The sequence below is a fragment of the Burkholderia orbicola genome (assembly GCF_900100915.1).
In the GTDB taxonomy this organism is placed as follows: domain Bacteria; phylum Pseudomonadota; class Gammaproteobacteria; order Burkholderiales; family Burkholderiaceae; genus Burkholderia; species Burkholderia orbicola.
Genome location: NZ_FNKW01000001.1, coordinates 2,670,031 through 2,690,101 on the forward strand (window position 1 = coordinate 2,670,031; position 20,071 = coordinate 2,690,101).

Here is a 20,071-nt window from a genome sequence, read left to right on the forward strand (position 1 = left end):
GCCGCCAAGCCGCGCAGTGGCCGGCTGGCGCGCGCATTCAGCCTTCGAAGTCGAGACCGCCGAGCCGCACGAGCGGCTCGGCCTGCGTGCGCGACGCGAGATCGATGTCGCGCGCGCTTTGCCATGCGCCGAGCTTTCTCGGCAGCGCGGCGAGATAGTGCTCGAAGCGCTCCGGGCCGTCCGGTTCCATCAGCCGCTCGATCTCGTCGGTGTCCCACGTCAGCTCGAGATTCAGCGGATGCACGAAGCCGCTCACGTGCTCGTGCGGCGCGCTGCGGATCTGGACGCGCGTCGGGTGTCCGTGCCCGCCATAGGGGACGACGTCGGTCTGCACGTGTTCCGCGAAGAACGCGGCGATCGCCTGCGCGATGCGCGGTGCGAATTCGGTATCGAAACGGCGGGCGGTTTCGGGCTGCATGAAGGCGTCTCCTGTGTGCCGAAAATCGTAGCACGGCGACGACGCGTTTCGGCGCGAGCGATACCGGTAATCGCGCGTTACCACTTGCTGCATCTATTACGGCCGCGCACCGCCACAATGCATCCCATCCAGTACCACTTCGCGTGGGAGTCCATCATGAAAAAGATTGCCGCAGTGTGTGTCCTTGCCGGTTCGCTCGCGGTCGCGGGCCCGGCGTCCGCGCATGGCCGCGACGGCGGCGCCGTGATCGGCGCATTGATCGGCGGCGCGGTGCTGGGCGCGATCGTGACGTCGGCGATGAATCCGCCCGTCGCGTATCAGGCACCCGTGTACCAGGCGCCGGCCTATCAGCCGCCGACGTACTACCAGGCGCCTGCGTACCAGCAGCCGGCCTACCCGACCTATCAGCAGGCGCAGTACCAGGACGACGGCCCGAACTATTGCTACGACCGCTACCAGCGTGCGTATGTGTGCGGGGCGCCGGTGCAGGGCGGGTACGCGCGGCCGGCCGGCTGGTAATTCAAGCACGCGTGGCGCGAGCGGATTCCGGGCCGCTCGGCCAGCAGCGGTCGACGTTTGCTTCGCCGGGCCGAACGACGAAAGGCCCTCGCTCGATGCGAGGGCCTTTGTCTTTTGTGTGGCCGTTCGTTCGCCTGCGGGGCGTGCCGCAGGCCATCAGCTAGCCGTGCGCGGATACAAACGGTTGCAATTGCGCGTCAGTGGCGATGGCCGCCGCCGTCGCCGCGACCGTGTCCGCCGCCGCCGCCTTCGTTCCAGTCGCCGCGGCGTCCGCCGCCGCGCCACCAGCCGTTGCCGCGGTTGCCGCGATCGCCGTCCCAGTGATGGTAGTCGCGCCGGCCGCGATCCCAGTCGCGTCCGTCGCCACCGCCCCAGATGTTGACCGTACCGTACACGGGAGACGGGGCGTACGCGTAGCCGGGATCGGAATAGTAGGGCTGGCCGTAGCCGTATCCGGCGTCCGGGGCGACGACGCAACCGGCCAGCAGGGTGGCGACGCCGGCGGCAGCAATGAGCTTCAGCATGATGTTCTCCGTTGGTTGCGCTATAAGTACCGCGCCCGGGGATTGCCGGCTGTTTGCAATTGTGTCGCCAAATTACAGCCTCGTAAGGTCTTGCGACGAAAGTGTTAGCATCCGGGGCTCATTTGTTTTTCAGGAGTACATCGATGACATTCGCGATCCGGGCCGCGCTGGCCGCCCTCTGCGTGACGACCGCCGCCGCATGCGTGGCCGCGCCGGCCTCCGCACCCGCCGTGCCGGCCGAGTCGATCAAGATGTTCCCGCAGGCCGCGGCCGGCCAGCAGCGCGTCGTGATCGCGCTGCCCGCGCTCGAGAACGAGGGCGATGCGCGCGTCGAGCTGATGATCGGCAAGACGCTGCAGACCGACTGCAACCAGCAGTGGTTCGGCGGCGAGCTGACCGCCGAGGACGTGAAGGGCTGGGGCTACACGTATTACCGGCTCACCGACGTGAAGGGGCCGGCATCGACGCTGATGGCGTGCCCGGGCCAGGCGCCGCAGCAGCGGTTCGTGCAGGTGCGCGGCGACGGTCAACTGCTGCGCTACAACAGCCGCCTGCCGCTCGTCGTCTATGTACCGGACGGCTTCGACGTGCGTTATCGCGTCTGGCACGCGTCGAAGGACGTGCAGCAGGCTGCGAAGCAGTAACCTTTCCTTTCAGCGGCGTCCTGCCGCTACACACCGGCCGCGCTGCCCGTACCGACGAGCGCCGGCCAGGCAGCCAGCGCGGCTTGCGCGATGGCCTCCAGATCGCGGCGGCTCGCGCCGTCGCGCGCCTGGATCGACATGCCCTGCTGAACCGTCACGTAGTAGCGGGCGATCGCATCGAGATTCGCGTGCGCGGATATTTCGCCGGTCGCGACGCCTTGCGCGAGGCGTTCCCGCAACGCGTCGACCGTGCCCTCGCGCATCCCGATCAGCGTTTGCCGGACCATGTCCGAACGTTCGGCCGGATGCAGCGCCGACAGCACGATCAGGCAGCCGGCCGGCTTCGAGCGCCGCGTGAACACGCGCGCGGTATCCATCAGGTAGTTCTGCACGGCGTCGTACGCGCTCGCCGCCCGTTCGACCCCCCCCCAGATTTCCTGTCCCTCGGTTGCGCGGTAATGCTCGAGCGCTTGCCGGAACAACGCTTCCTTGCTGCCGAAGGCCGCATACAGGCTCGGCGATGCGATGCCCATCGCGGCCGTCAGGTCCGTCATCGACGCCCCTTCGTAGCCGAGACGCCAGAACACCTCCATCGCGCGATCCAGCGCCGCTTCCTTGTCGAAGCTTCTCGGTCGGCCTCGTTCAGCCATTGCGTCCGTCCCTTCGTCGATATCTGTATCGATCGATAAAATAAATCAATTGACTGTGCGGCGCAACTTGTCACATTCTGTGTTGGTCGTTACATAAATGAGGAAAGGAACCGACATGAATCGACTTCAGGGCAAGCGTGCACTCATCACGGGCGGCAGCCGCGGCATCGGCGCGGCGATCGCGAAACGGCTGGCGGCCGATGGCGCGGACGTCGCGATCACGTATGAAAAATCGGCCGAGCGGGCGGAGGCAGTGGTTGCCGGCATCGAAGCGCTGGGCCGCAGAGCCGTTGCGATCCAGGCCGACAGCGCCGATCCGGTTGCCGTGCGCAACGCGGTCGACCGTGCCGCGGAAGTGCTCGGCGGCCTCGACATCCTCGTCAACAACGCGGGGATTTTCCGGGCCGGCGCGCTGGACGACCTCACGCTCGACGATATCGACGCGACGCTGAACGTGAACGTGCGTGCGGTGATCGTCGCGTCGCAGGCGGCGGCGCGACACCTCGGGGAGGGCGGGCGCATCGTGTCGGCCGGCAGTTGCCTCGCGACGCGCGTGCCCGATGCGGGGATGAGCCTCTATGCGGCGAGCAAGGCTGCGTTGATCGGCTGGACGCAAGGGCTCGCGCGCGACCTCGGCGCGCGCGGCATCACGGTCAACATCGTGCATCCGGGGTCGACCGATACCGACATGAACCCGGCCGATGGCGAGCATGCCGATGCGCAACGTTCGCGGATGGCGATTCAACGGTACGGCAAGGCCGACGACGTGGCGGCGCTCGTGGCGTTCGTCGTCGGGCCGGAAGGGCGGTCGATCAACGGGACCGGGTTGACGATCGATGGCGGGGCGAACGCGTAAACGCCGATGCCCGGCGTGAGTTGGCCGGGTGGCGGTGCGTTCGTTGTTCGTTATTGGCAGCCGAGGCGCTGGTGCTCGGCTTCCAGGTCGGCCCGTTTGTCGTAGGCGCGTAGTTCGTTGCGCGGCTTGCCGTCCGGGCCCATCCCGCGCACGACCTTCTGGCCGCGGTCGGGCAAGTGCGTGACCGCGTCGATGCCGGCGGCCAGTTCCCGGCAGCGGGCGTCGGAGGAGGTGCTTTCCGGGCGTGGTGCGGCCGACGCAGTGACGTTGGCGATGCCCGGGCTGACGTAGCGCTGTTTCGCAGAGGCCGTGCCGGCGTCGGCGGCATTTGCCGTGGCGGTCATCGTTGAAAGCGCGGCGAGTGCCGCGATCGTTCGAATCATTCGAGAAGTCCGTGTGCTGAACCGAAGAAGGTTCGGAATTCTACGCAATGTTCGCTGCATGTCTGCGGCGAATGGACGAGGTGTGGTTACGTGTCGCACGTCGTGGTGAACGCCCGATTGCACACCTCTTCGTGTGTTGTGCTGCACAGGCAAGCAACATCCCCGGACCGCCGAACAGCAAAAAGCCCGCTTGCTTTCGCAAAGCGGGCTTCGGCATTTGGTTGCGGGGGTAGGATTTGAACCTACGACCTTCGGGTTATGAGCCCGACGAGCTGCCAGACTGCTCCACCCCGCGGCGCGAAGTGTACTTCGGGTTGATGCGGGGAGTCAATCGATTCCTGCGACGACGGGTTGATGCCATATCGGGCCTGTTCCTTGAAACGACTGCAGCGCAGTGAAGCCGATGCGTACCGCCGCAAATTTTTCACACTCGCCACAATATTCGCGCGCCTGAAACGTCTTCAGACGCATGGAACCGCCACCCACTTCGCAAACGATGACCGACCCAGACCGCGACATCACTGCGACAGTGATGCGTGAACGAACGAGGCTAGGGAACTTCATTCGGCGCCGGATCCGCGACCCGGACGATGCCGAGGACGTTCTGCAGGATGTACTTCACGAATTCGTACAGGCCTATCGGCTTCCTGCGCCAATCGAACAGGCGAGCGCATGGCTGTTCCGTACCGCGCGCAACCGCATCATCGATCGTTTTCGCAAGAAGAAGGAGCAGCCGCTGACCGATCTGCTCGGTGCCGAGGACGAAGCGGACAGCGAGTATCGCCTGGATCTCGCGCTACCTGCGCACGATGCCGGCCCTGAAGCGCTCTACGCTCGCACGCTGTTGCTCAAGGCGTTGCAGGATGCGCTGGACGAATTGCCGGCGAATCAGCGCGAGATTTTCATCGCGCACGAACTGGAAGGGCTGTCGTTCAAGGAGATGGCCGCGCAGAGCGGCGTCACGCTCAATACGCTGCTCGCGCGCAAACGCTACGCGGTCCTGCATCTGCGTGCTCGACTGCAACCCATTTATGACGAACTGGATAACTAGAGGAGTCGACGGATGAATTTTCGAATCAGATGTGCGGGCAAAGCGCTGCTCGTGGTGGTCGCCATCGGTGTGCTCGGATGGGTCGTCATGATGCTGTGGAACTGGGTGATTCCGGGGTTATTCGTCGGTGCCCGGACGATCGACTTCGCCCATGCGCTGGGCCTGCTCGTGTTGAGCCGCATCCTGTTCGGCGGATTCCGCGGACACCGCGGCTGGCACGGCCGACGTCACTGGCGCAAGTGGGAAGCCATGACGCCTGAAGAGCGCGAGCAGTTTCGGGCCGCATGGCGATCGCGCAGCAAGCGGGCCACGGGGGAGTGAACATGCGTGAGAAATCAGCGGCTGAGTGCAAGCAGAAGGCGGGCGTGATTGCGCCTGTCGTCGATCTGAAACGTTGCGAAGGCAAGGGCGATTGCGTCACCGTTTGCCCTGAAAACGTGTTCGAGGTCCGGCGCATCGATCAGGGCGATTATCTCGATCTTGGTTTGATGCATCGCTTGAAGCTGCGCGTGCATGGAATGAAAGTCGCGTACACGCCGAATGAGCAAGCCTGCCGGTCATGCGGGCTTTGCGTGACGGCGTGCCCTGAACGCGCGATTACGCTTGCACGAAGGGCATAGCGTCGCTCGTGCTTGCTGATGATGGAACGGCGGCGCCGCAGGTCTGATGGCGGATAGCGGTCGCTGGATACGCCCTCTACGTGATCAATCTCGTCAAGGAATGCACTTGGTTTCTACCACCCACGCTCTTTTGCAACGGCTTCATGAAGAGAGCCAGCGCGAAATCATCGCCCGCGCACGCGCGCAATTTCAAGGGCCGAACGAGGCGTTTCCGACGCTCGTCGACGAATACGAAGCACTCGCCCCGAGGTTGCGAGGGCGGTTTCTCGAAACGTTCGGCTTGTTCACCGAAGATTTCGAGTTGTCGGCAGGCAGTGCTTTATCGTTGGCCGTGTCGGCGGAAACGGGAAGATTTTTGCGCAATATGGTGCTCGCGCAACGCCCGACCAGAATCCTTGAACTCGGCAGTTCGTGCGGCGTGTCGACTTTGTATTTCGCCGACGCGTTGCGCACGCTGGGCCGTGGTGTGGTCATCGCGACCGAATGCGATGCGCGCAAGTGCGCGCGTTTGCGGGCTCATGTTGAAGCTGCGGGTCTGGATGCCTATGTCGACTTGCGGGAGGGCGATGTATTCGAGACGGTTGCTGAACTGGACGGGCCTGTCGACATGGTGTTTATCGACATAGGGGCCGACGCCTATCTGAAGCTGTTCAAGCAGATCGAGCACTTGCTGCGGCCGGGATCGGTCGTGCTGGCTGACAACATGTACACGGCCGAGGACGCCGTTCGACCGTACAAGCAATACCTCGACGAGGAGCCGCGGTTTTCGACTACGACGCTGGATTTTGAGTCGGGGGTTGAGTTTACGGTTGTTGTTTGAGAGGGAGTTCTCTGAATCTTAGGATGGTTGGGAGCTTGACTGGTCCCCGACAGAATTCATGCGTCAATGACAGCGGGGCATTGTAGGCGAGTTTTCCAAATTTATACCCCCAAAAACACCCCTAAAAAATCGTAGTCGTGAATTCTACAGGTGCGGTTCCCAAGGCTCGCCGGAGAGGCTACCCCTCACGAATAATGGCGGACCGTTTCTGCGGTCTCGCCTCGACTATCCTGAGCGAGCACAATTTCAACCAACCGGGACTGGATCGAGCGACAACTGGCGCACAGCGAGCCGTGACGGCGTCCGGGCTACGTACAACCAGGCGGAGTACTGCCCGAGCGCCGGAAGAGGATGCAGTTGTGGGGCGACTACTTGGGCTGTGGAGCCGGGCGATACATAGCTGTCCCCGAATAGACTTACCTGGTACTAAAGTGCCACCGCGCCGATTGAAGAATCCTATTTGCTACAATGTATCCGTACGGATACAGTTGGTTCATGAACACGATCAACCAAACAGACGAGTTCCATGATTGGCTCCACGATCTGAAGGACAAGGTCGGAAAGGGTGCCATCCTCGGTCGAATCACCCGCGCTCGCGGCGGAAATTTTGGCGACCAGAAGGACTTGGGTGATGGTGTTTGGGAGATGCGGATCGATGTAGGACCTGGTTACCGCGTCTATTTCGGCCGCGAAGGCAAGGTAGTGTACTTGCTCATTTGCGGGGGTGATAAATCCTCTCAGGAAAAGGATATCAAGCACGCAAAGGCGATCTGGGAGCAATTGAGGAAGGAGCAGCCATGACAACAACCGAAGCGATCAAAGTGACGCCCTTTGATGCATCGGAATACCTTGACGACGAAGACACGATCGCGAGCTATATCAGTGCAGCGATTGAAGCAGACGACCAAGATGTTCTTCTTCTAGCTCTCGCTGACGTCGCGAAAGCCAGAGGCATGGCTAAGGTAGCAGCCGATGCTGGATTGGGCCGAGAGAGCCTGTACAAGGCTCTCAGACCGGGAGCCAACCCGAAATTCGAGACAGTAAACAAACTGATGCATGCTCTCGGCGTCAAGTTTGCTGCGGTACCCGGCAAAAAGAAGTAATTGTTCTGGCAATCACAATCAACGAATCTGCGTTTGGAGAATGACGTGAAGAAACTCGCTGTTGCTCTCGTTGCATCGATGTTGGTCACTGCCACATTCGCTCAGGCTTCGGCGCCAGCCGTCGCACCTGCGAAGGCTGGTGCCAAGGCGAAGAAGCACAAGCCTCATAGCGGCAAGTCGTTCACCTTGGATAAGTCGAAGCTCGACAGCGGCGACAAACTGCAGTGAGTGTGACTTGGCCGAGATGAAGCCCCGCCCCGAGCGGGGCTTTTCATTTTGTGGCCGTGACAGACGCGCTTGGCGTTGTCCTGATCTATACGAGCCGGCTTTGATCGGTGCTACGATCGCCACGCTGCAAAATTTCCCAATTCATCTGATCGGATAGGAAACCAACACATGAGTTGGCACCTCGGGGACTGGTTGTCTTTTTCGCAGGCTGCTGCGTCGACCGCGGCGATCGTGGGCGCGTTTGGTGTGGTCTTTTGTCAGCATTCTCTTGAGCAGAGGCGTCGCCGACGAGATGAGCGCGCTGCCGCTTGGCGAGTGCTACGGCTGGCTTCACTCCTTGCAAGAAGTTCAAAAAATCGAGCTGAAGGGATAGGGGGTACGCGTTCTCGGGAAGACTTCGATGAAACCTCCGAGATGAGGGTTTGGCAGAAACAGGGAATGCTCGAAATTCTGAGCGAACTTGAGGCAATCTCACTGTCGTCTATTCCGACCATGGAGGCGATCGAGTATTTCATCAAGGTCAAGCGCCTAGTTCGAGAGGCCCTAGTTGAAATCGACAGATGTCCGGTCCCGGCATCGAACATGATATGCGGGGGTAGCTATGGCAGACCGTGGATTCGATTTCGAAATGAGTTGGACGAGGCCGCACGGGTGCTCGAGTGGCAGACAAAGCAGTTCGGAAGCGGGAGGGGTGAACCCCGAGTTGCATACGACATTACCGACTTCTGAGTGCACGTAACGTCGAGGTCGGTGCGTGCGATGCTACAGCTTTACCCGGCCGAGGAGATGGCGGCCGAACCGGCGCCAAACTGATACAGTTTGCGAACCGTCCTGAATTCGAGAGTTGAGGCAATGGAAAGCGACGTAAAGACCGCTGCAACAGCAATCGCGAGATGGGCGGCAACGAAGCCGATCATCCGGAGAGTGTTCATTTTTGGTAGCCGCGCACGCGATGATTTTCGCGAGGACAGCGATCTTGATGTCGCTGTCGAGATCGATGGCGTAAATGGCAATGCTCTGGCGACGTGGATGTTCGACACGAAGCCATGGCATGCCGAGATTTCGGCACTGGCACCCTTCGAAATTGATCTGGAATTCTTCGACGAAGAAGAGACGCCGATTATCAAGGCTGCGATCGAGCGATCCAGCGTCCTTATCTATGTGCGCGCGGAGGTAGCTTGACGCGTTGACGAACGTCACGGGATCGACGGCAATGGGAATTCTCACGAAAGAAGAACTGATCGAGCTCACCGGCGGCCTCAAGCAGGGCGCTGCCCAAATTCGCTGGATCGAGCGCACCCTCGGCATCAAAGCGCCCCGGCGCATCGACGGAACGCCGATGATCACGTGGGAGCAGATCAACAACGTGCTTCAGCCAGCGGCGCAAAGACGCACAGAACCCAACTGGAAGAAGCCGCTTTGATAGGTTGGGCCACGCGATGATGGCGCCGGTGCATGACGCTGGACAACTCTTCATCCTCGTCCTCAGCTCAATACTAGCTACCGCGGCAAGGACCGATCATGACGAAAAGAAACCTCGCGATATGGTTGATGTTCCTCCTGCTATCGACATTCGGCATATACGTACACGCGGATCAGTCGGGGCTGCTGATTCAGAAGGGACCAAGCAATCGATACAACTATGTTCCGAGCGTGATCATGCTCGCGGACGGGACGCAGAAGATGTGGTGGTGCGCCGGAGGAGCGTCTAGCGATGTCATTCTTTACCGCTCCATCAACGCAAATACGCAGCAGATCATTACGGATACGACGCAGGTCCTCGTGGAAGGCGTGAGTGGCTCATGGGACTCCGCATTTGTATGCGACCCATCGGTGATCATGGGCGATTTTGTCTATCCGGATGGCAGTGGGGTGCATTACTCCTACTTGATGTACTACACGGGGACTGATAATTCAACCAATGGAGGAATTGACAACGGCGTCGGAGTTGCGTACTCAAATGATGGGATTAATTGGCGGAAGTGGCCATCCCCTATATTGAGAACTTCATCGGCGGAGTATGGAATTGGCGAGCAGTCAGCAATAAGCGCGGATGGGAAATCCGCGGTGTGGCTGTTCGTCCTGCAGAAGCTCGACTCGTCGCCTCAGCACTACCACCTGTACTACTCCACCGATGGGGTGCACCTGCAATACAAGTTCCAGGTCTCAGAGTCTGGTGTGATAGGGAATTTCATCACCGAAGCCGATTTCGCGTTTGACTACAATGGCGGAAATGTCTATATGGTCACAAATCGTATAAACGATGAGGCGACAATGGACGTTTATCAGATGCCGTGGACCAGTTTGAGTAATGGCACCTGGCAACACTTCGCGTCACTTGGTGCGAATGGAACCTATAAGCCTACCCCGGCAAGCTACAAGTACAATGGCGGGGCAGGTTTTCTGCGGAATGAATTTGGCAACAACTCAACCTGGCTGCCGATGATCGAGGTATTTTTCGGCGCCGGATTGGTTATTGACCAAACGGACATGTGGTGGTGGCAAACGACCGGTAACTGAGCGACGATCACCGCATGCCCGCGCGCCGCATCTCCTCGCGCAGCAGACGGAGTAATGGGCGCAATCGCGTGTACTGGCCAGTGAGAATTCGCTGTAGAGCGGCGATTGAGCGAGACACGCCAGACGCACCGGAACACACTTCGCGGCTTACGCGCGCAACGTTTCAAACTTCAGTGTGTCCCGGACTGCGTGTGCTCATGGTCTGAGACTCCGCATTTCTCTCCAACCGTGTGCAAGGTAGTGCTCCTCGGCACCGACGCCGGCAGCGCGTACGTCTGGATTAGCCGCGAAGTAGAGTTCTGCATCGAAATCGGCGGGTAACCCTCGGGTCACATGTGCTGATCCCACTCGTTCGATCGGGATTTGCTTCCCGAGGTATGCGTTTCTCGTGATCTCGCCCGTTACGATGTTCGGCAGCTCGCGGAATGCGATATTTCCATAGAACGGATCGGACCACATCGGTGTGTAGTAGGCACAGTCTTCGAAATAGTAGTGAGTCACCTGCGACCAGCGAGTTTTTGTCTTGTCGAGCTGCTTAGTCCCACCGTGCAATAGATTGGCAAGCCAGATCAGGGCTTGGCCTTTTTTGGCGCGGAATGTCTGCGGCTGTATCCCGTGAGCGTCGACGAGGGCCCGCCACATCGATTCGTAGACCGACTGCGTCGGCTTGCGTTCGAGATGAGTCGCGCAAATGCCAATGTGCTCGTTCGTGAAGATCGGCCACTTGTGGCTGCCAGGGTAGTAGAGCAACGGTCCTGCGTCCTCGCCGATATCTTCGAAGGCCGTCCAGACGCCGCACATGAAGCGCTCGGGAGCAGAACTAAAGTGCACTGCATCCGTATGCATGTGCTGCTGCGTTCCGACGGGGAAATTGAGCGTTTGGAACGGCCATGCGTGCCGCCCGAAGAGTTTCTTCAGCAGATGGAGGATATGCGAGTTGGTCGCGATCCGCTTCACGTCGTCGTTGAACTTCCACGCATCCTGAATCCGAAGGCCGTCCCCGATGTTGTAACCATCATCAAACCAGTAGTCCCATTTGTATTGATCGCGCAAATCGTCCTTGATACGTTCAGCGAGCTGGTCAAACTCGGTGTCCGGGAAATCAATGATCGCGAAACCGTTGTGATGCAAATCATGGGCGATTCTCCGAATTTCTGGGTCGACTCCTTCAGCTTCGAATATTTGTGTGAAAAACGGCGACTCGACAGAAGGGACACCCGGCAACGGATTTTCGAATATTTGTGACATGTTGGTCTCCAGTCTAGTTTTTTTGGGTAATGGAAGTGTAACTTTACGGAAAGGTTCTTGTTGTATAGGGGGTAACACCTAGTGCTGCGACCAGGCCTTCGGGCGTTACATGCATCGGCCAAGCGGGGAAAACGGTAGGCGGTGATCCTGCGGCCGGACGACCGGGGGGGAGTAGCTGACGACGTCGAACGTCGAAGCCGCGCGGGCAATGCTCCGGCTCTATCCAGCGGAGGCCATGGTTACGGAGCCACAGTAGCTTTTGATTGCCCCAAAAACGCACTTAACAGGATTTTCATGAATGCCGGACAAGATACGTCAAGATGAGATTGTTCTCTTCACTTATCACTGCCATACCGTGTCCTAGTTGCGCGAATTCCACGCGATTATCAACAGATCGTGCTATTCGTGTAAGCGACCTTGACCGGATGGTCGGGGTGGAGTAGAAATTCATTGCAATGGCCGTGTCTTTCCAAAGGCCGTTACGTTATATCGCTTCTTGAATTTCTTGTGGCTTTCGTTTGATCGATTTGTCTTGATTTGACCAGTGTTAAGAAATTGAATTTTGGATGGCCGCTTGGGGTGGGCGATCTGCATAAGCGAGGGAGGGTCAATGAAAAAGCTGGCGATTTTTTTGTCTTTGGTTTTTATTCATGCTTCTGGAATCTGCCAAACATATACAAAGGATAATGGCGTAATCCATGTCGAGCTTAATGGGTATGGTTACCCAATGATAACAAATTTCAAAATATTGGGTGCTACGGCAGTACCGCACGATAACGCTGGTGCTGATTTCCAGATGACCGCCAGAAGCGCGCAGGGTAATGCCTATAATCCAACGCAAGGCGGAGACTGCCGTGGGAACCCGTCGCTCCTGAACGGAATTTTGGAGAATTGGAATGGGGCCTCAATTGGGGTGCCCGCTCAAAACGGAATTTTGCTGGGTGTGCAGCCTCGAAATTATAATGATCCCAGCAGCGGAGACCAAGGATGTGCCGGAAATGGTGCCCTGCTGCCGTATCAGTTTAATTTTGGCGTTACCATTGGAGATGGCGTATCTCTTCCAAAAGAAGCGATGGTGGTTGATATGTCAATTCAAAAATTGACCGGCGGGCAGGATATTATTCAATATGCGTCCGAGTTGCCGGCGATTTTTGCGAGCGCCTCATTCATGCGCTATGCATATTACGCAGATACAAATGGTGGAATATTGCCGTACTCGGTCTCTGTAAATGGCGCATACACTAACGATATCACCCAGTGGCCTGCTCTTGTAAACTATTCTGGAGTAGGGAGGGCGGTGATTCTCTGCTCTATACCAAATGCCACAAATAATTCTGGGCAGGGTGTGTGCATGGCTATTTACTCAAATTTCGACACGGCGTTTTATCTGAGTCATCGATTTGGATCGACGAATGAGTTGTCATATTTCACTATGGTCGGAAAATCCGATCCCTCTGCAACGATAGCTGATAACTCTTGGCATTCTTTAAGAAGATTCATTCTTGTTGGTAATATCTCAACCATTCAGGGGCTTGTTGGTGAAATTTCCCCGTTTGCGACGAGTAATTCAAATTGGTGACGGGCGTGGCGCTGTTTTCTGGGCGTTAAGAGAGCGAGACACGTTGCTTGCTGAGTCGAAGTGAGAGGGCTGGACAGCCTGTGCCCCGAACGCTGAGTCGTTTCCTTGCCTGCTCGTGCCAAGCGCGGGTAGGCATTTTTATGGTCCATACATTGTTGACGCTGCGGTTGTGAACTCAACTGGATCACGCCGCCGTAGTGGTCTCTGCTATGAGGTCGCTGATGAAGATCAGATTGAACCTTTGGCTCGAGCGCGAGTTCTTTCCACCGCCCGCGATGCGGACGGCCTCGCGATGGATCAAGCAGGGGAAGATCTACCTACTTCCCATCAAGGTCGGTAACGTGTACTACGTCGAAGAGAAAGCCATCTACCAGGAAGGAAATCGGCCGTTGAGATTGGCCGAGCGCCTGGCGCTCGAAGAAATCGAAGAGCGGAACAAGTCCAAACGAGCCAAATGATCATGCCGGCTGTGTCGCCGGCATGCGGCATTTCTATCAAGTCATGCTCGCGAAGAGACTGGCGGCCGCTCGCTTCACCAGATAGCTCTGCAACGTCGTCGCCTCGACGCTTGATAGCGAAAACTGGATTGTCCCTTCGCGCATCAATACCAAGCTTCCGTCGTTTGTCACGGCGCATGCGAATCCCGCCGGCCCGATCTTCGGGAGCGGCGTCGTAACATGGGGTGCTGCTGGGGCAGGCTTCGCGACGCCCGGCTTACGCTTTGTTTTCAGTCGCTTAGTGTCGAATACACTGGTACGTGCATCGTCCGATTTCGCGATTGGGATGACGTTCTGCACGTCGACGATTTTCTGTTGAACACGTTCTACGGCGTCTGGCGGAACATCATCGGCCATGTAATGAGCGTTCATCGTCGTTCCGTTACGGACGATGCGCTCAACCAGCACGCGACCTGCTCGTACCTCTGGCCAGACTGCGCCGGAGACTTTCGTGGAATTTTCCAGCTCGAGCTTTTCCGCGATTTCCGCTGACGTGATTCCCGGGTGGCGCTTGATCATTTCGACGGCTTGCATGCGACGGCTAAGCTGCTCCTTCTTCGACTTCATCATCATGGCTCCTGTGTGAGTCTGCGTCCTCGTAACGCAGGGTCAACAGGATATTTTTTCGCGGAGATCAACGTGATGGAATCGTTCGACTGGATTGAGCCAATGATCAGGACAATCAATTTGCGCATCTACCAGTGCGGTGGCGGTTGGGCATAGCAGGATGAAGGTATAGGCCGCTATACGGAGCGATAGAGAATCTATACGCCTTCGTATAGTGTCCTAAACGTTCGGCGAATCACCACCGACACAAGCGATCAGAAGCAGTGCTATTTTTTGTGACGCCGCTCGATAGGGGGGACGTCGGAGCGGGGCAGTCTTTGGGAATCAGGCTGGTCCCCCCGACAGGAATCGAACCTGTATCTAGCGCTTAGGAGGCGCTTGTTCTATCCATTGAACTACGGGGAGAGCCATATCCGGGCATTCGCGCAAGAGATGGCGAACCGGACGGCGGTGTGGACAGCGCGCAGAGTATAGCAAACGCGCGGCGCGTCGGCGGGGCGGAATGCACCTCCGACGCGCGTATCGCGTGACCAACCGCGATCGAAACAGAAAATCAGAAATCGACGACGACGAAATCTTCCTTGCCCACGTCGCACAGCGGGCAGCGCCAGTCGGCGGGAATGTCGGCGAAACGCGTGCCGGCCGGGATACCCTCGTCGGGCAGCCCTTCCGCTTCGTTGTAGACCCACCCGCAAATCAGGCAGACCCAGCTCTGGTATTCGGTTACTTCGCTCATGTTGCGCTCGGGATAATGAAAATTCGGCGATGCCGTCCGCAGCGTGGCCGCCGGACGAAAGGCGCAATGGTACCGGAATTTCGCCTAACGCCTGCGCAACGTCGTTTTAAACGTACGCATCGCGAACAACCGGCGCCGTCGCGTCGGTCGGGCATGCAGTGTATGCTTCGTGGGCCTGTCAATCTGAAGGAGGAAACGATGCTCAACAGAAAGTGGATCGCGGGTGTAGTCTGTGTCGCGGCGCTGGCCGTATCGACGCTCGCGCGCGCCGAGGCGCGTGTGTTCTTCGTCGAGCCGCAGGACGGCGCGACGGTGTCGAGCCCCGTACACGTGAAGTTCGGTCTCGAAGGCATGGCGCTCAAGCCGGCCGGCGACATGACCCCGGATACCGGTCACCATCATCTGCTGATCGACGGCAAGCCGGTGCCGAAGGGCGACGTGATCCCGGCGACCGACCATTCGCTGCATTTCGGCAAGGCCCAGACCGAAACCGACGTGAAGCTGCCGCCTGGCCAGCACACGCTGACGCTGCAGCTCGGTGACGGCGCGCACCGTTCGTACGGTCCCGAACTGAGCTCGACGATCACGATCAACGTGAAGTAACCGTACGTCCCGCGCCGGCGCTCGCCGCGCCGTGCACGGGATCGGCCGATCGGCCGGCCGCGGGCATCCGGCCGGCGTTCGGCCGTTTACGCGGGCACGTAAACGGCGATTGGCACCAAAGCGAAAAACCGCCCGCAACCCGCTCACGGCACCGCGCCGACGCACTTCAAGCGCCACCTGCGGCGCTCGTCCATCCAGCCAAGCCGATACCGGCCCGCGCGCCCGGTACAATGGGCGCTTCCGATTTCTCTCTTCGCCGTCTCCCCATGTCGCTCTATTCCATTACCGGCGCGCAGCTCGCGTTCGGTCACGTCGCGTTGCTCGATCACGCGGATTTCTCGCTGGAAGCCGGCGAGCGGGTCGGCCTGATCGGCCGCAACGGCGCGGGCAAGTCGTCGCTGCTGAAGATCGTCGCCGATCTCGCGAAGCCCGACGACGGGCTGGTCACGCGCCAGCAGGAGCTCGTGACGGTCTACGTGCCGCAGGAGCCCGAGTTCGAGCCGGGCGCGACGGTGTTCGACGCGGTCGCGTCGGGGCTCGCGCACACGCGCGAACTGCTCGAAGAATACGATTCGATCGCGCACCGCCTCGCGGAGATCCCGGAGGGCGCCGAGCACGATGCGCTGCTCGCGCGGATGAACGCGCTGCAGTCGTCGCTGGACGCGCACGACGCGTGGAACTGGCGCACGCGCGTGTCGATGACGCTGGCGCAGATCGGCCTGCAGGACGTCGACGCAAGCGTCGACGCGCTGTCGGGCGGGATGCAGAAGCGCGTCGCGCTGGCGCGCGCGCTGGTGCTGCAGCCCGACGTGCTGCTGCTCGACGAACCAACCAACCACCTCGACTTCGACGGCATTCGCTGGCTGGAAGAGCTGCTCGTCGCGCAGCGCGCGGGCCTGCTGTTCATCACCCACGATCGCGCGTTCCTCGACCGCGTCGCGACGCGCATCGTCGAGCTCGATCGCGGTCGGCTGCTGTCGTATCCGGGCAATTTCTCGGCATACCAGACGCGCAAGGCGCAGCAGCTCGAAGTCGAGCGCGTGGAGAACGAGAAGTTCGACAAGCTGCTCGCGCAGGAAGAAGTGTGGATTCGCAAGGGAGTCGAAGCGCGCCGTACGCGCAGCGTCGGCCGCATCGCGCGGCTCGTGCAGATGCGCAACGAGCGCGCGGAGCGCCGCAATGCGCAGGGCAACGTGAAGCTCGATGTCGCGCAGGGCGAGAAGTCCGGCAAGATCGTCGCGGAGCTGACCGACGTGACGAAGCGCTACGGCGGCCGCACGGTGGTCGACCGCTTCTCGACGACGGTCATGCGCGGCGACAAGATCGGCTTCGTCGGCCCGAACGGCGCCGGCAAGACGACGTTGCTGAAGCTGATCCTCGGCGACCTGAAGCCCGACGAAGGCACGGTGCGCACCGGCACGAACCTGCAGGTCGCGTATTTCGACCAGATGCGCGCGCAGCTCGACCAGGAGAAGAGCCTCGCGGATACGATCAGCCCGGGGAGCGAATGGGTCGAGATCGGCGGCGTGCGCAAGCACGTGATGAGCTACCTCGGCGATTTCCTGTTCGCGCCGGAACGCGCGCGTTCGCCAGTGAAGTCGCTGTCGGGCGGCGAGCGCAACCGGCTGCTGCTCGCGCGCCTGTTCGCGCGCCCGGCCAACGTGCTGGTGCTCGACGAACCGACCAACGACCTCGACATCCCGACGCTCGAACTGCTCGAAGAGCTGCTGGCGGACTACGACGGCACGGTGCTCTTGGTCAGCCACGATCGTGCGTTCCTCGACAACGTCGTGACGTCGGTGATCGCGGCGGAGGGCGACGGCAAGTGGCGTGAATATGTCGGCGGCTTCACCGACTGGCAGATCCAGAGCGAGCGCTCGGAGCAGCTCGCGCAGCAGGAAGCGGCGAAGCGCGCGGTCAAGGAAGCGGCGCCCGCGAAGGACGAGCCGGCGAAGAGCGCGGCCGGCCGCAACGCGCAGCGCACGGTGAAGCTGTCGTTCAACGAGCAGCGCGAGCTCGATTCGCTGCCTGAGAAGATCGCCGCGCTCGAAGCGGAGCAGAAGACGATCAACGCGCAGCTCGAGGACGGCGCGATTTTCGCGAAGGACCCGCAGGAAGGCACGCGCCTGACCGAGCGGTTCGCGGCGATCGACGACGAGTTGCTCGCCGCGCTCGAACGGTGGGAAACGCTCGAGGCGAAGCGCAAGCCGGTGTGACGCGCGCGGTGCGCGCCGATCCCGCGATTGGCGCGCCACGCGGAACCAGTAAAATACCGCGCGTCCAGGGCAGCGCCGCACACGCCGCGCGCCCGCTTTCGGAGCAGTCCAAGCACACCGTTGTTTCGATTCGCTTTTTTACGGAACTCAACGTTTTGTCCACGACGTTATCCACACGAGGTGTGGACAACGTCCCGATGAATGACGAAATTCAGCGCCTATGTCAACGAAGAAACCCAGCGCGGCCTATAGCGAAGCATCGATCAAGGTGCTCAAGGGTCTTGAGCCGGTCAAGCAGCGGCCCGGCATGTACACCCGTACCGAGAATCCGCTGCACATCATCCAGGAAGTCATCGACAACGCGTCCGACGAAGCGCTCGGCGGCTACGGCAAGCAGATCACGGTCACGCTGCATGCCGACCAGTCGGTCTCGGTCGAAGACGACGGCCGCGGCATCCCGTTCGGCATGCATCCCGAAGAAGGCGTGCCGGTCGTCGAGATCGTGTTCACGCGCCTGCATGCGGGCGGCAAGTTCGACAAGGCCGCAGGCGGCGCCTATACGTTCTCGGGCGGCCTGCACGGGGTCGGCGTGTCGGTCACGAACGCACTCGCGACGCGTCTCGACGTGACGGTGTGGCGCGACGGCAAGATCGCCGAACTCGGCTTCGCCGACGGCGACGTCGTGAAGCCGCTGTCCACGCAAGGCGCGGGCCGCGGCGAGAAGAAGTCCGGCACGCGCGTGCAGGTGTGGCCGAATCCGAAGTACTTCGATTCGCCGAACCTGCCGCTCGGCGAGCTGCAGCGCCTGCTGCGCTCGAAGGCCGTGCTGCTGCCGGGCGTCGAAGTCGTGCTCGTCAACGAAAAGACGGGCGAGCGCCAGACGTGGAAGTATGAAGACGGCCTGCGCGGCTACCTGCTCGACGAAATGAACGGCAGCGAGCTGCTGATCCCGCTGTTCGAAGGCGAGCGCTTCGCCGATTCGCGTTCGACCGACGAAACCTTTGCCGAGGGCGAGGGCGCGTCGTGGGTCGTCGCATGGAGCGAGGAAGGCTCGCTCGTGCGCGAGTCGTACGTGAACCTCATCCCGACGCCGGCCGGCGGCACCCACGAGTCGGGCCTGCGCGACGGTCTCTACCAGGCCGTGAAGAGTTTCGTCGAACTGCACAATCTGCAGCCGAAGGGCGTGAAGCTGCTCGCGGAAGACGTGTTCGCGCGCGTGTCGTTCGTGCTGTCCGCGAAGGTGCTCGATCCGCAGTTCCAGGGGCAGATCAAGGAGCGGCTGAACAGCCGCGACGCGGTGAAGCTCGTGTCGTCGTTCTCGCGTCCGGCGCTCGAACTGTGGCTGAACCAGCACGTCGAGCACGGCAAGAAGCTCGCCGAACTCGTGATCAAGCAGGCGCAGGCGCGCACGCGCGCCGGCCAGAAGGTCGAGAAGCGCAAGAGCTCGGGCGTCGCGGTGCTGCCAGGCAAGCTGACCGATTGCGAGACGGAAGATATCGCGCGCAACGAACTGTTCCTCGTCGAGGGCGACTCGGCGGGCGGCTCCGCGAAGATGGGCCGCGACAAGGAATACCAGGCGATCCTGCCGCTGCGCGGCAAGGTGCTGAACACGTGGGAAACCGAGCGCGACCGCCTGTTCGCGAACAACGAGGTGCACGACATCTCGGTCGCGATCGGCGTCGATCCGCACAGCCCCGACGACACCGTCGACCTGTCGAACCTGCGCTACGGCAAGATCTGCATCCTGTCGGACGCGGACGTCGACGGCTCGCACATCCAGGTGCTGCTGCTCACGCTGTTCTTCAAGCATTTCCCGCAACTGATCGAGCGCGGCCACGTGTACGTCGCGCGTCCGCCGCTGTTCCGCGTCGACGCGCCCGCGCGCGGCAAGAAGCCCGCGCAGAAGCTCTATGCGCTCGACGACGGCGAGCTCGAGGCGATCCTCGACAAGTTGCGCAAGGACGGCGTGCGCGACACGCAGTGGAGCATCAGCCGCTTCAAGGGCCTTGGCGAAATGAGCGCCGAGCAGCTGTGGGACACGACGATGAATCCCGATACGCGCCGCCTGATGCCGGTGAAGCTCGGCGAGCTCGACTACGAGGCGACCGTCGCGCGGATGACGATGCTGATGGGCAAGGGCGAGGCAGCCGCGCGGCGCGGCTGGCTCGAGGAAAAGGGTAACGACGTCGAAGCGGATATTTAGTGCAGTGTTCGACGCCAATCGGCACCGATGCGCTGCGCCTTCGCGCCCGTGGCGGCGTCGCAAATCCTCGCGATGCGTCTGGCATC

At 60.6% G+C, this 20,071-nt stretch carries 27 protein-coding genes and 2 tRNA genes; 19 read left to right on the forward strand and 10 right to left on the reverse strand.

From position 1 onward, the window contains the following. Positions 1-37 precede the first annotated feature (37 nt). Positions 38-418: a DUF5594 family protein gene (locus BLS50_RS12740; RefSeq protein ID WP_012328978.1), complete on the reverse strand. Its 381-nt coding sequence runs from the start codon at positions 416-418 to the stop codon at positions 38-40. Between the two features lie 156 nt (positions 419-574). On the opposite strand from BLS50_RS12740, the gene BLS50_RS12745 reads away from it, so the two are divergent. Next, the gene (locus BLS50_RS12745) at positions 575-937 is read left to right on the forward strand and encodes a hypothetical protein (RefSeq protein ID WP_012328977.1); all 363 of its coding nucleotides are present in this window, start codon (positions 575-577) and stop codon (positions 935-937) included. A gap of 197 nt (positions 938-1,134) precedes the next feature. On the opposite strand, the gene BLS50_RS12750 is transcribed toward BLS50_RS12745, so the two are convergent. Further along, positions 1,135-1,461, reverse strand: coding sequence for a hypothetical protein (locus BLS50_RS12750; RefSeq protein WP_074802354.1), 327 nt, complete (start codon positions 1,459-1,461; stop codon positions 1,135-1,137). A 143-nt stretch (positions 1,462-1,604) separates the two neighbouring features. Here BLS50_RS12750 and eco point away from each other — a divergent pair, with 143 nt between their 5' ends. Beyond that, positions 1,605-2,105, forward strand: a complete 501-nt coding sequence (gene eco / locus BLS50_RS12755; protein WP_074802355.1) for a serine protease inhibitor ecotin — start codon at positions 1,605-1,607, stop codon at positions 2,103-2,105. A gap of 26 nt (positions 2,106-2,131) precedes the next feature. Here the strand turns inward: eco and BLS50_RS12760 are convergent, their stop codons facing one another. Continuing rightward, positions 2,132-2,755: a TetR/AcrR family transcriptional regulator gene (locus BLS50_RS12760; RefSeq protein ID WP_074802356.1), complete on the reverse strand. Its 624-nt coding sequence runs from the start codon at positions 2,753-2,755 to the stop codon at positions 2,132-2,134. Between the two features lie 115 nt (positions 2,756-2,870). Here BLS50_RS12760 and BLS50_RS12765 point away from each other — a divergent pair, with 115 nt between their 5' ends. Next, positions 2,871-3,611: an SDR family NAD(P)-dependent oxidoreductase gene (locus BLS50_RS12765; protein ID WP_074802357.1), complete on the forward strand. Its 741-nt coding sequence runs from the start codon at positions 2,871-2,873 to the stop codon at positions 3,609-3,611. Positions 3,612-3,661: 50 nt separating this feature from the next. On the opposite strand, the gene BLS50_RS12770 is transcribed toward BLS50_RS12765, so the two are convergent. The 3 genes from BLS50_RS12770 to BLS50_RS35915 all read right to left on the reverse strand — a co-directional run bounded on the left by BLS50_RS12770 (position 3,662) and on the right by BLS50_RS35915 (position 4,465). Continuing rightward, on the reverse strand, positions 3,662-3,994 hold the full coding sequence (locus BLS50_RS12770) for a hypothetical protein (RefSeq protein WP_074802358.1): 333 nt from the start codon (positions 3,992-3,994) through the stop codon (positions 3,662-3,664). Positions 3,995-4,212: 218 nt separating this feature from the next. Continuing rightward, positions 4,213-4,289 (reverse strand) — tRNA-Met (locus BLS50_RS12775). Positions 4,290-4,321: 32 nt separating this feature from the next. Then, the gene (locus tag BLS50_RS35915; protein ID WP_176934197.1) at positions 4,322-4,465 is read right to left on the reverse strand and encodes a hypothetical protein; all 144 of its coding nucleotides are present in this window, start codon (positions 4,463-4,465) and stop codon (positions 4,322-4,324) included. On the opposite strand from BLS50_RS35915, the gene BLS50_RS12780 reads away from it, so the two are divergent. From BLS50_RS12780 to BLS50_RS12830, 11 genes are all read left to right on the forward strand, one after another. Beyond that, positions 4,464-5,045 (forward strand): RNA polymerase sigma factor, encoded by a 582-nt coding sequence (locus BLS50_RS12780; protein ID WP_074802359.1) that lies wholly within the window; start codon positions 4,464-4,466, stop codon positions 5,043-5,045. The two genes, BLS50_RS35915 and BLS50_RS12780, sit on opposite strands and share 2 nt — an antisense overlap. A 12-nt stretch (positions 5,046-5,057) precedes the next feature. After that, positions 5,058-5,366 (forward strand): hypothetical protein, encoded by a 309-nt coding sequence (locus BLS50_RS12785; protein ID WP_074802360.1) that lies wholly within the window; start codon positions 5,058-5,060, stop codon positions 5,364-5,366. Between the two features lie 2 nt (positions 5,367-5,368). Then, positions 5,369-5,665 carry a 4Fe-4S binding protein gene (locus tag BLS50_RS12790; protein ID WP_074802361.1) on the forward strand — a complete coding sequence of 99 codons (297 nt, stop codon included), beginning with the start codon at positions 5,369-5,371 and terminating at the stop codon, positions 5,663-5,665. A gap of 100 nt (positions 5,666-5,765) precedes the next feature. Beyond that, positions 5,766-6,485, forward strand: coding sequence for an O-methyltransferase (locus tag BLS50_RS12795; protein ID WP_412668057.1), 720 nt, complete (start codon positions 5,766-5,768; stop codon positions 6,483-6,485). 495 nt (positions 6,486-6,980) lie between these two features. Beyond that, complete coding sequence (locus BLS50_RS12800; protein WP_069233379.1) at positions 6,981-7,286, forward strand: type II toxin-antitoxin system RelE/ParE family toxin; 306 nt, start codon at positions 6,981-6,983, stop codon at positions 7,284-7,286. Further along, a complete protein-coding gene (locus BLS50_RS12805) occupies positions 7,283-7,588 on the forward strand; it encodes an addiction module antidote protein (protein ID WP_069232973.1) in 306 nt (101 codons plus the stop codon). The genes BLS50_RS12800 and BLS50_RS12805 overlap by 4 nt, the downstream gene beginning before the upstream one ends. Before the next feature lie 45 nt (positions 7,589-7,633). Further along, entirely contained in the window at positions 7,634-7,816 is a 183-nt protein-coding gene (locus BLS50_RS12810) for a hypothetical protein (RefSeq protein WP_124622149.1), read from the forward strand. 438 nt (positions 7,817-8,254) lie between these two features. Next, a complete protein-coding gene (locus BLS50_RS12815; protein WP_124622147.1) occupies positions 8,255-8,545 on the forward strand; it encodes a hypothetical protein in 291 nt (96 codons plus the stop codon). Between the two features lie 123 nt (positions 8,546-8,668). Then, on the forward strand, positions 8,669-8,998 hold the full coding sequence (locus tag BLS50_RS12820; RefSeq protein WP_074802362.1) for a nucleotidyltransferase family protein: 330 nt from the start codon (positions 8,669-8,671) through the stop codon (positions 8,996-8,998). Positions 8,999-9,029: 31 nt separating this feature from the next. Beyond that, complete coding sequence (locus BLS50_RS12825) at positions 9,030-9,239, forward strand: DUF4224 domain-containing protein (protein WP_074802363.1); 210 nt, start codon at positions 9,030-9,032, stop codon at positions 9,237-9,239. Positions 9,240-9,337: 98 nt separating this feature from the next. Then, positions 9,338-10,336: a glycoside hydrolase family protein gene (locus BLS50_RS12830; RefSeq protein ID WP_143028337.1), complete on the forward strand. Its 999-nt coding sequence runs from the start codon at positions 9,338-9,340 to the stop codon at positions 10,334-10,336. A 195-nt stretch (positions 10,337-10,531) separates the two neighbouring features. Here the strand turns inward: BLS50_RS12830 and BLS50_RS12835 are convergent, their stop codons facing one another. Beyond that, complete coding sequence (locus tag BLS50_RS12835) at positions 10,532-11,584, reverse strand: phytanoyl-CoA dioxygenase family protein (RefSeq protein WP_069232968.1); 1,053 nt, start codon at positions 11,582-11,584, stop codon at positions 10,532-10,534. 610 nt (positions 11,585-12,194) lie between these two features. Here BLS50_RS12835 and BLS50_RS35320 point away from each other — a divergent pair. Together BLS50_RS35320 and BLS50_RS12840 are read left to right on the forward strand one after the other, a co-directional pair. Then, a complete protein-coding gene (locus tag BLS50_RS35320) occupies positions 12,195-13,163 on the forward strand; it encodes a hypothetical protein (protein ID WP_124622145.1) in 969 nt (322 codons plus the stop codon). Between the two features lie 221 nt (positions 13,164-13,384). Then, the gene (locus BLS50_RS12840; protein WP_069233378.1) at positions 13,385-13,621 is read left to right on the forward strand and encodes an excisionase; all 237 of its coding nucleotides are present in this window, start codon (positions 13,385-13,387) and stop codon (positions 13,619-13,621) included. A 36-nt stretch (positions 13,622-13,657) separates the two neighbouring features. Here BLS50_RS12840 and BLS50_RS12845 read toward each other — a convergent pair whose 3' ends face one another. From BLS50_RS12845 to BLS50_RS12855, 3 genes are all read right to left on the reverse strand, one after another. Next, complete coding sequence (locus BLS50_RS12845) at positions 13,658-14,227, reverse strand: hypothetical protein (RefSeq protein WP_124481430.1); 570 nt, start codon at positions 14,225-14,227, stop codon at positions 13,658-13,660. A gap of 330 nt (positions 14,228-14,557) precedes the next feature. Continuing rightward, positions 14,558-14,632, reverse strand: a tRNA-Arg gene (locus tag BLS50_RS12850). A 148-nt stretch (positions 14,633-14,780) separates the two neighbouring features. Next, positions 14,781-14,963, reverse strand: coding sequence for a rubredoxin (locus BLS50_RS12855; RefSeq protein WP_006478164.1), 183 nt, complete (start codon positions 14,961-14,963; stop codon positions 14,781-14,783). Positions 14,964-15,161: 198 nt separating this feature from the next. Between BLS50_RS12855 and BLS50_RS12860 the strand changes: the two genes are divergently transcribed. The 3 genes from BLS50_RS12860 (at position 15,162) to parE (ending at position 19,985) form a co-directional block, all read left to right on the forward strand. Further along, positions 15,162-15,566, forward strand: a complete 405-nt coding sequence (locus BLS50_RS12860; RefSeq protein WP_074802365.1) for a DUF4399 domain-containing protein — start codon at positions 15,162-15,164, stop codon at positions 15,564-15,566. Positions 15,567-15,832: 266 nt separating this feature from the next. Next, complete coding sequence (locus BLS50_RS12865) at positions 15,833-17,782, forward strand: ATP-binding cassette domain-containing protein (protein ID WP_023476763.1); 1,950 nt, start codon at positions 15,833-15,835, stop codon at positions 17,780-17,782. A gap of 220 nt (positions 17,783-18,002) precedes the next feature. After that, positions 18,003-19,985: a DNA topoisomerase IV subunit B gene (gene parE, locus BLS50_RS12870; RefSeq protein ID WP_006478167.1), complete on the forward strand. Its 1,983-nt coding sequence runs from the start codon at positions 18,003-18,005 to the stop codon at positions 19,983-19,985. Positions 19,986-20,071 lie beyond the last annotated feature (86 nt).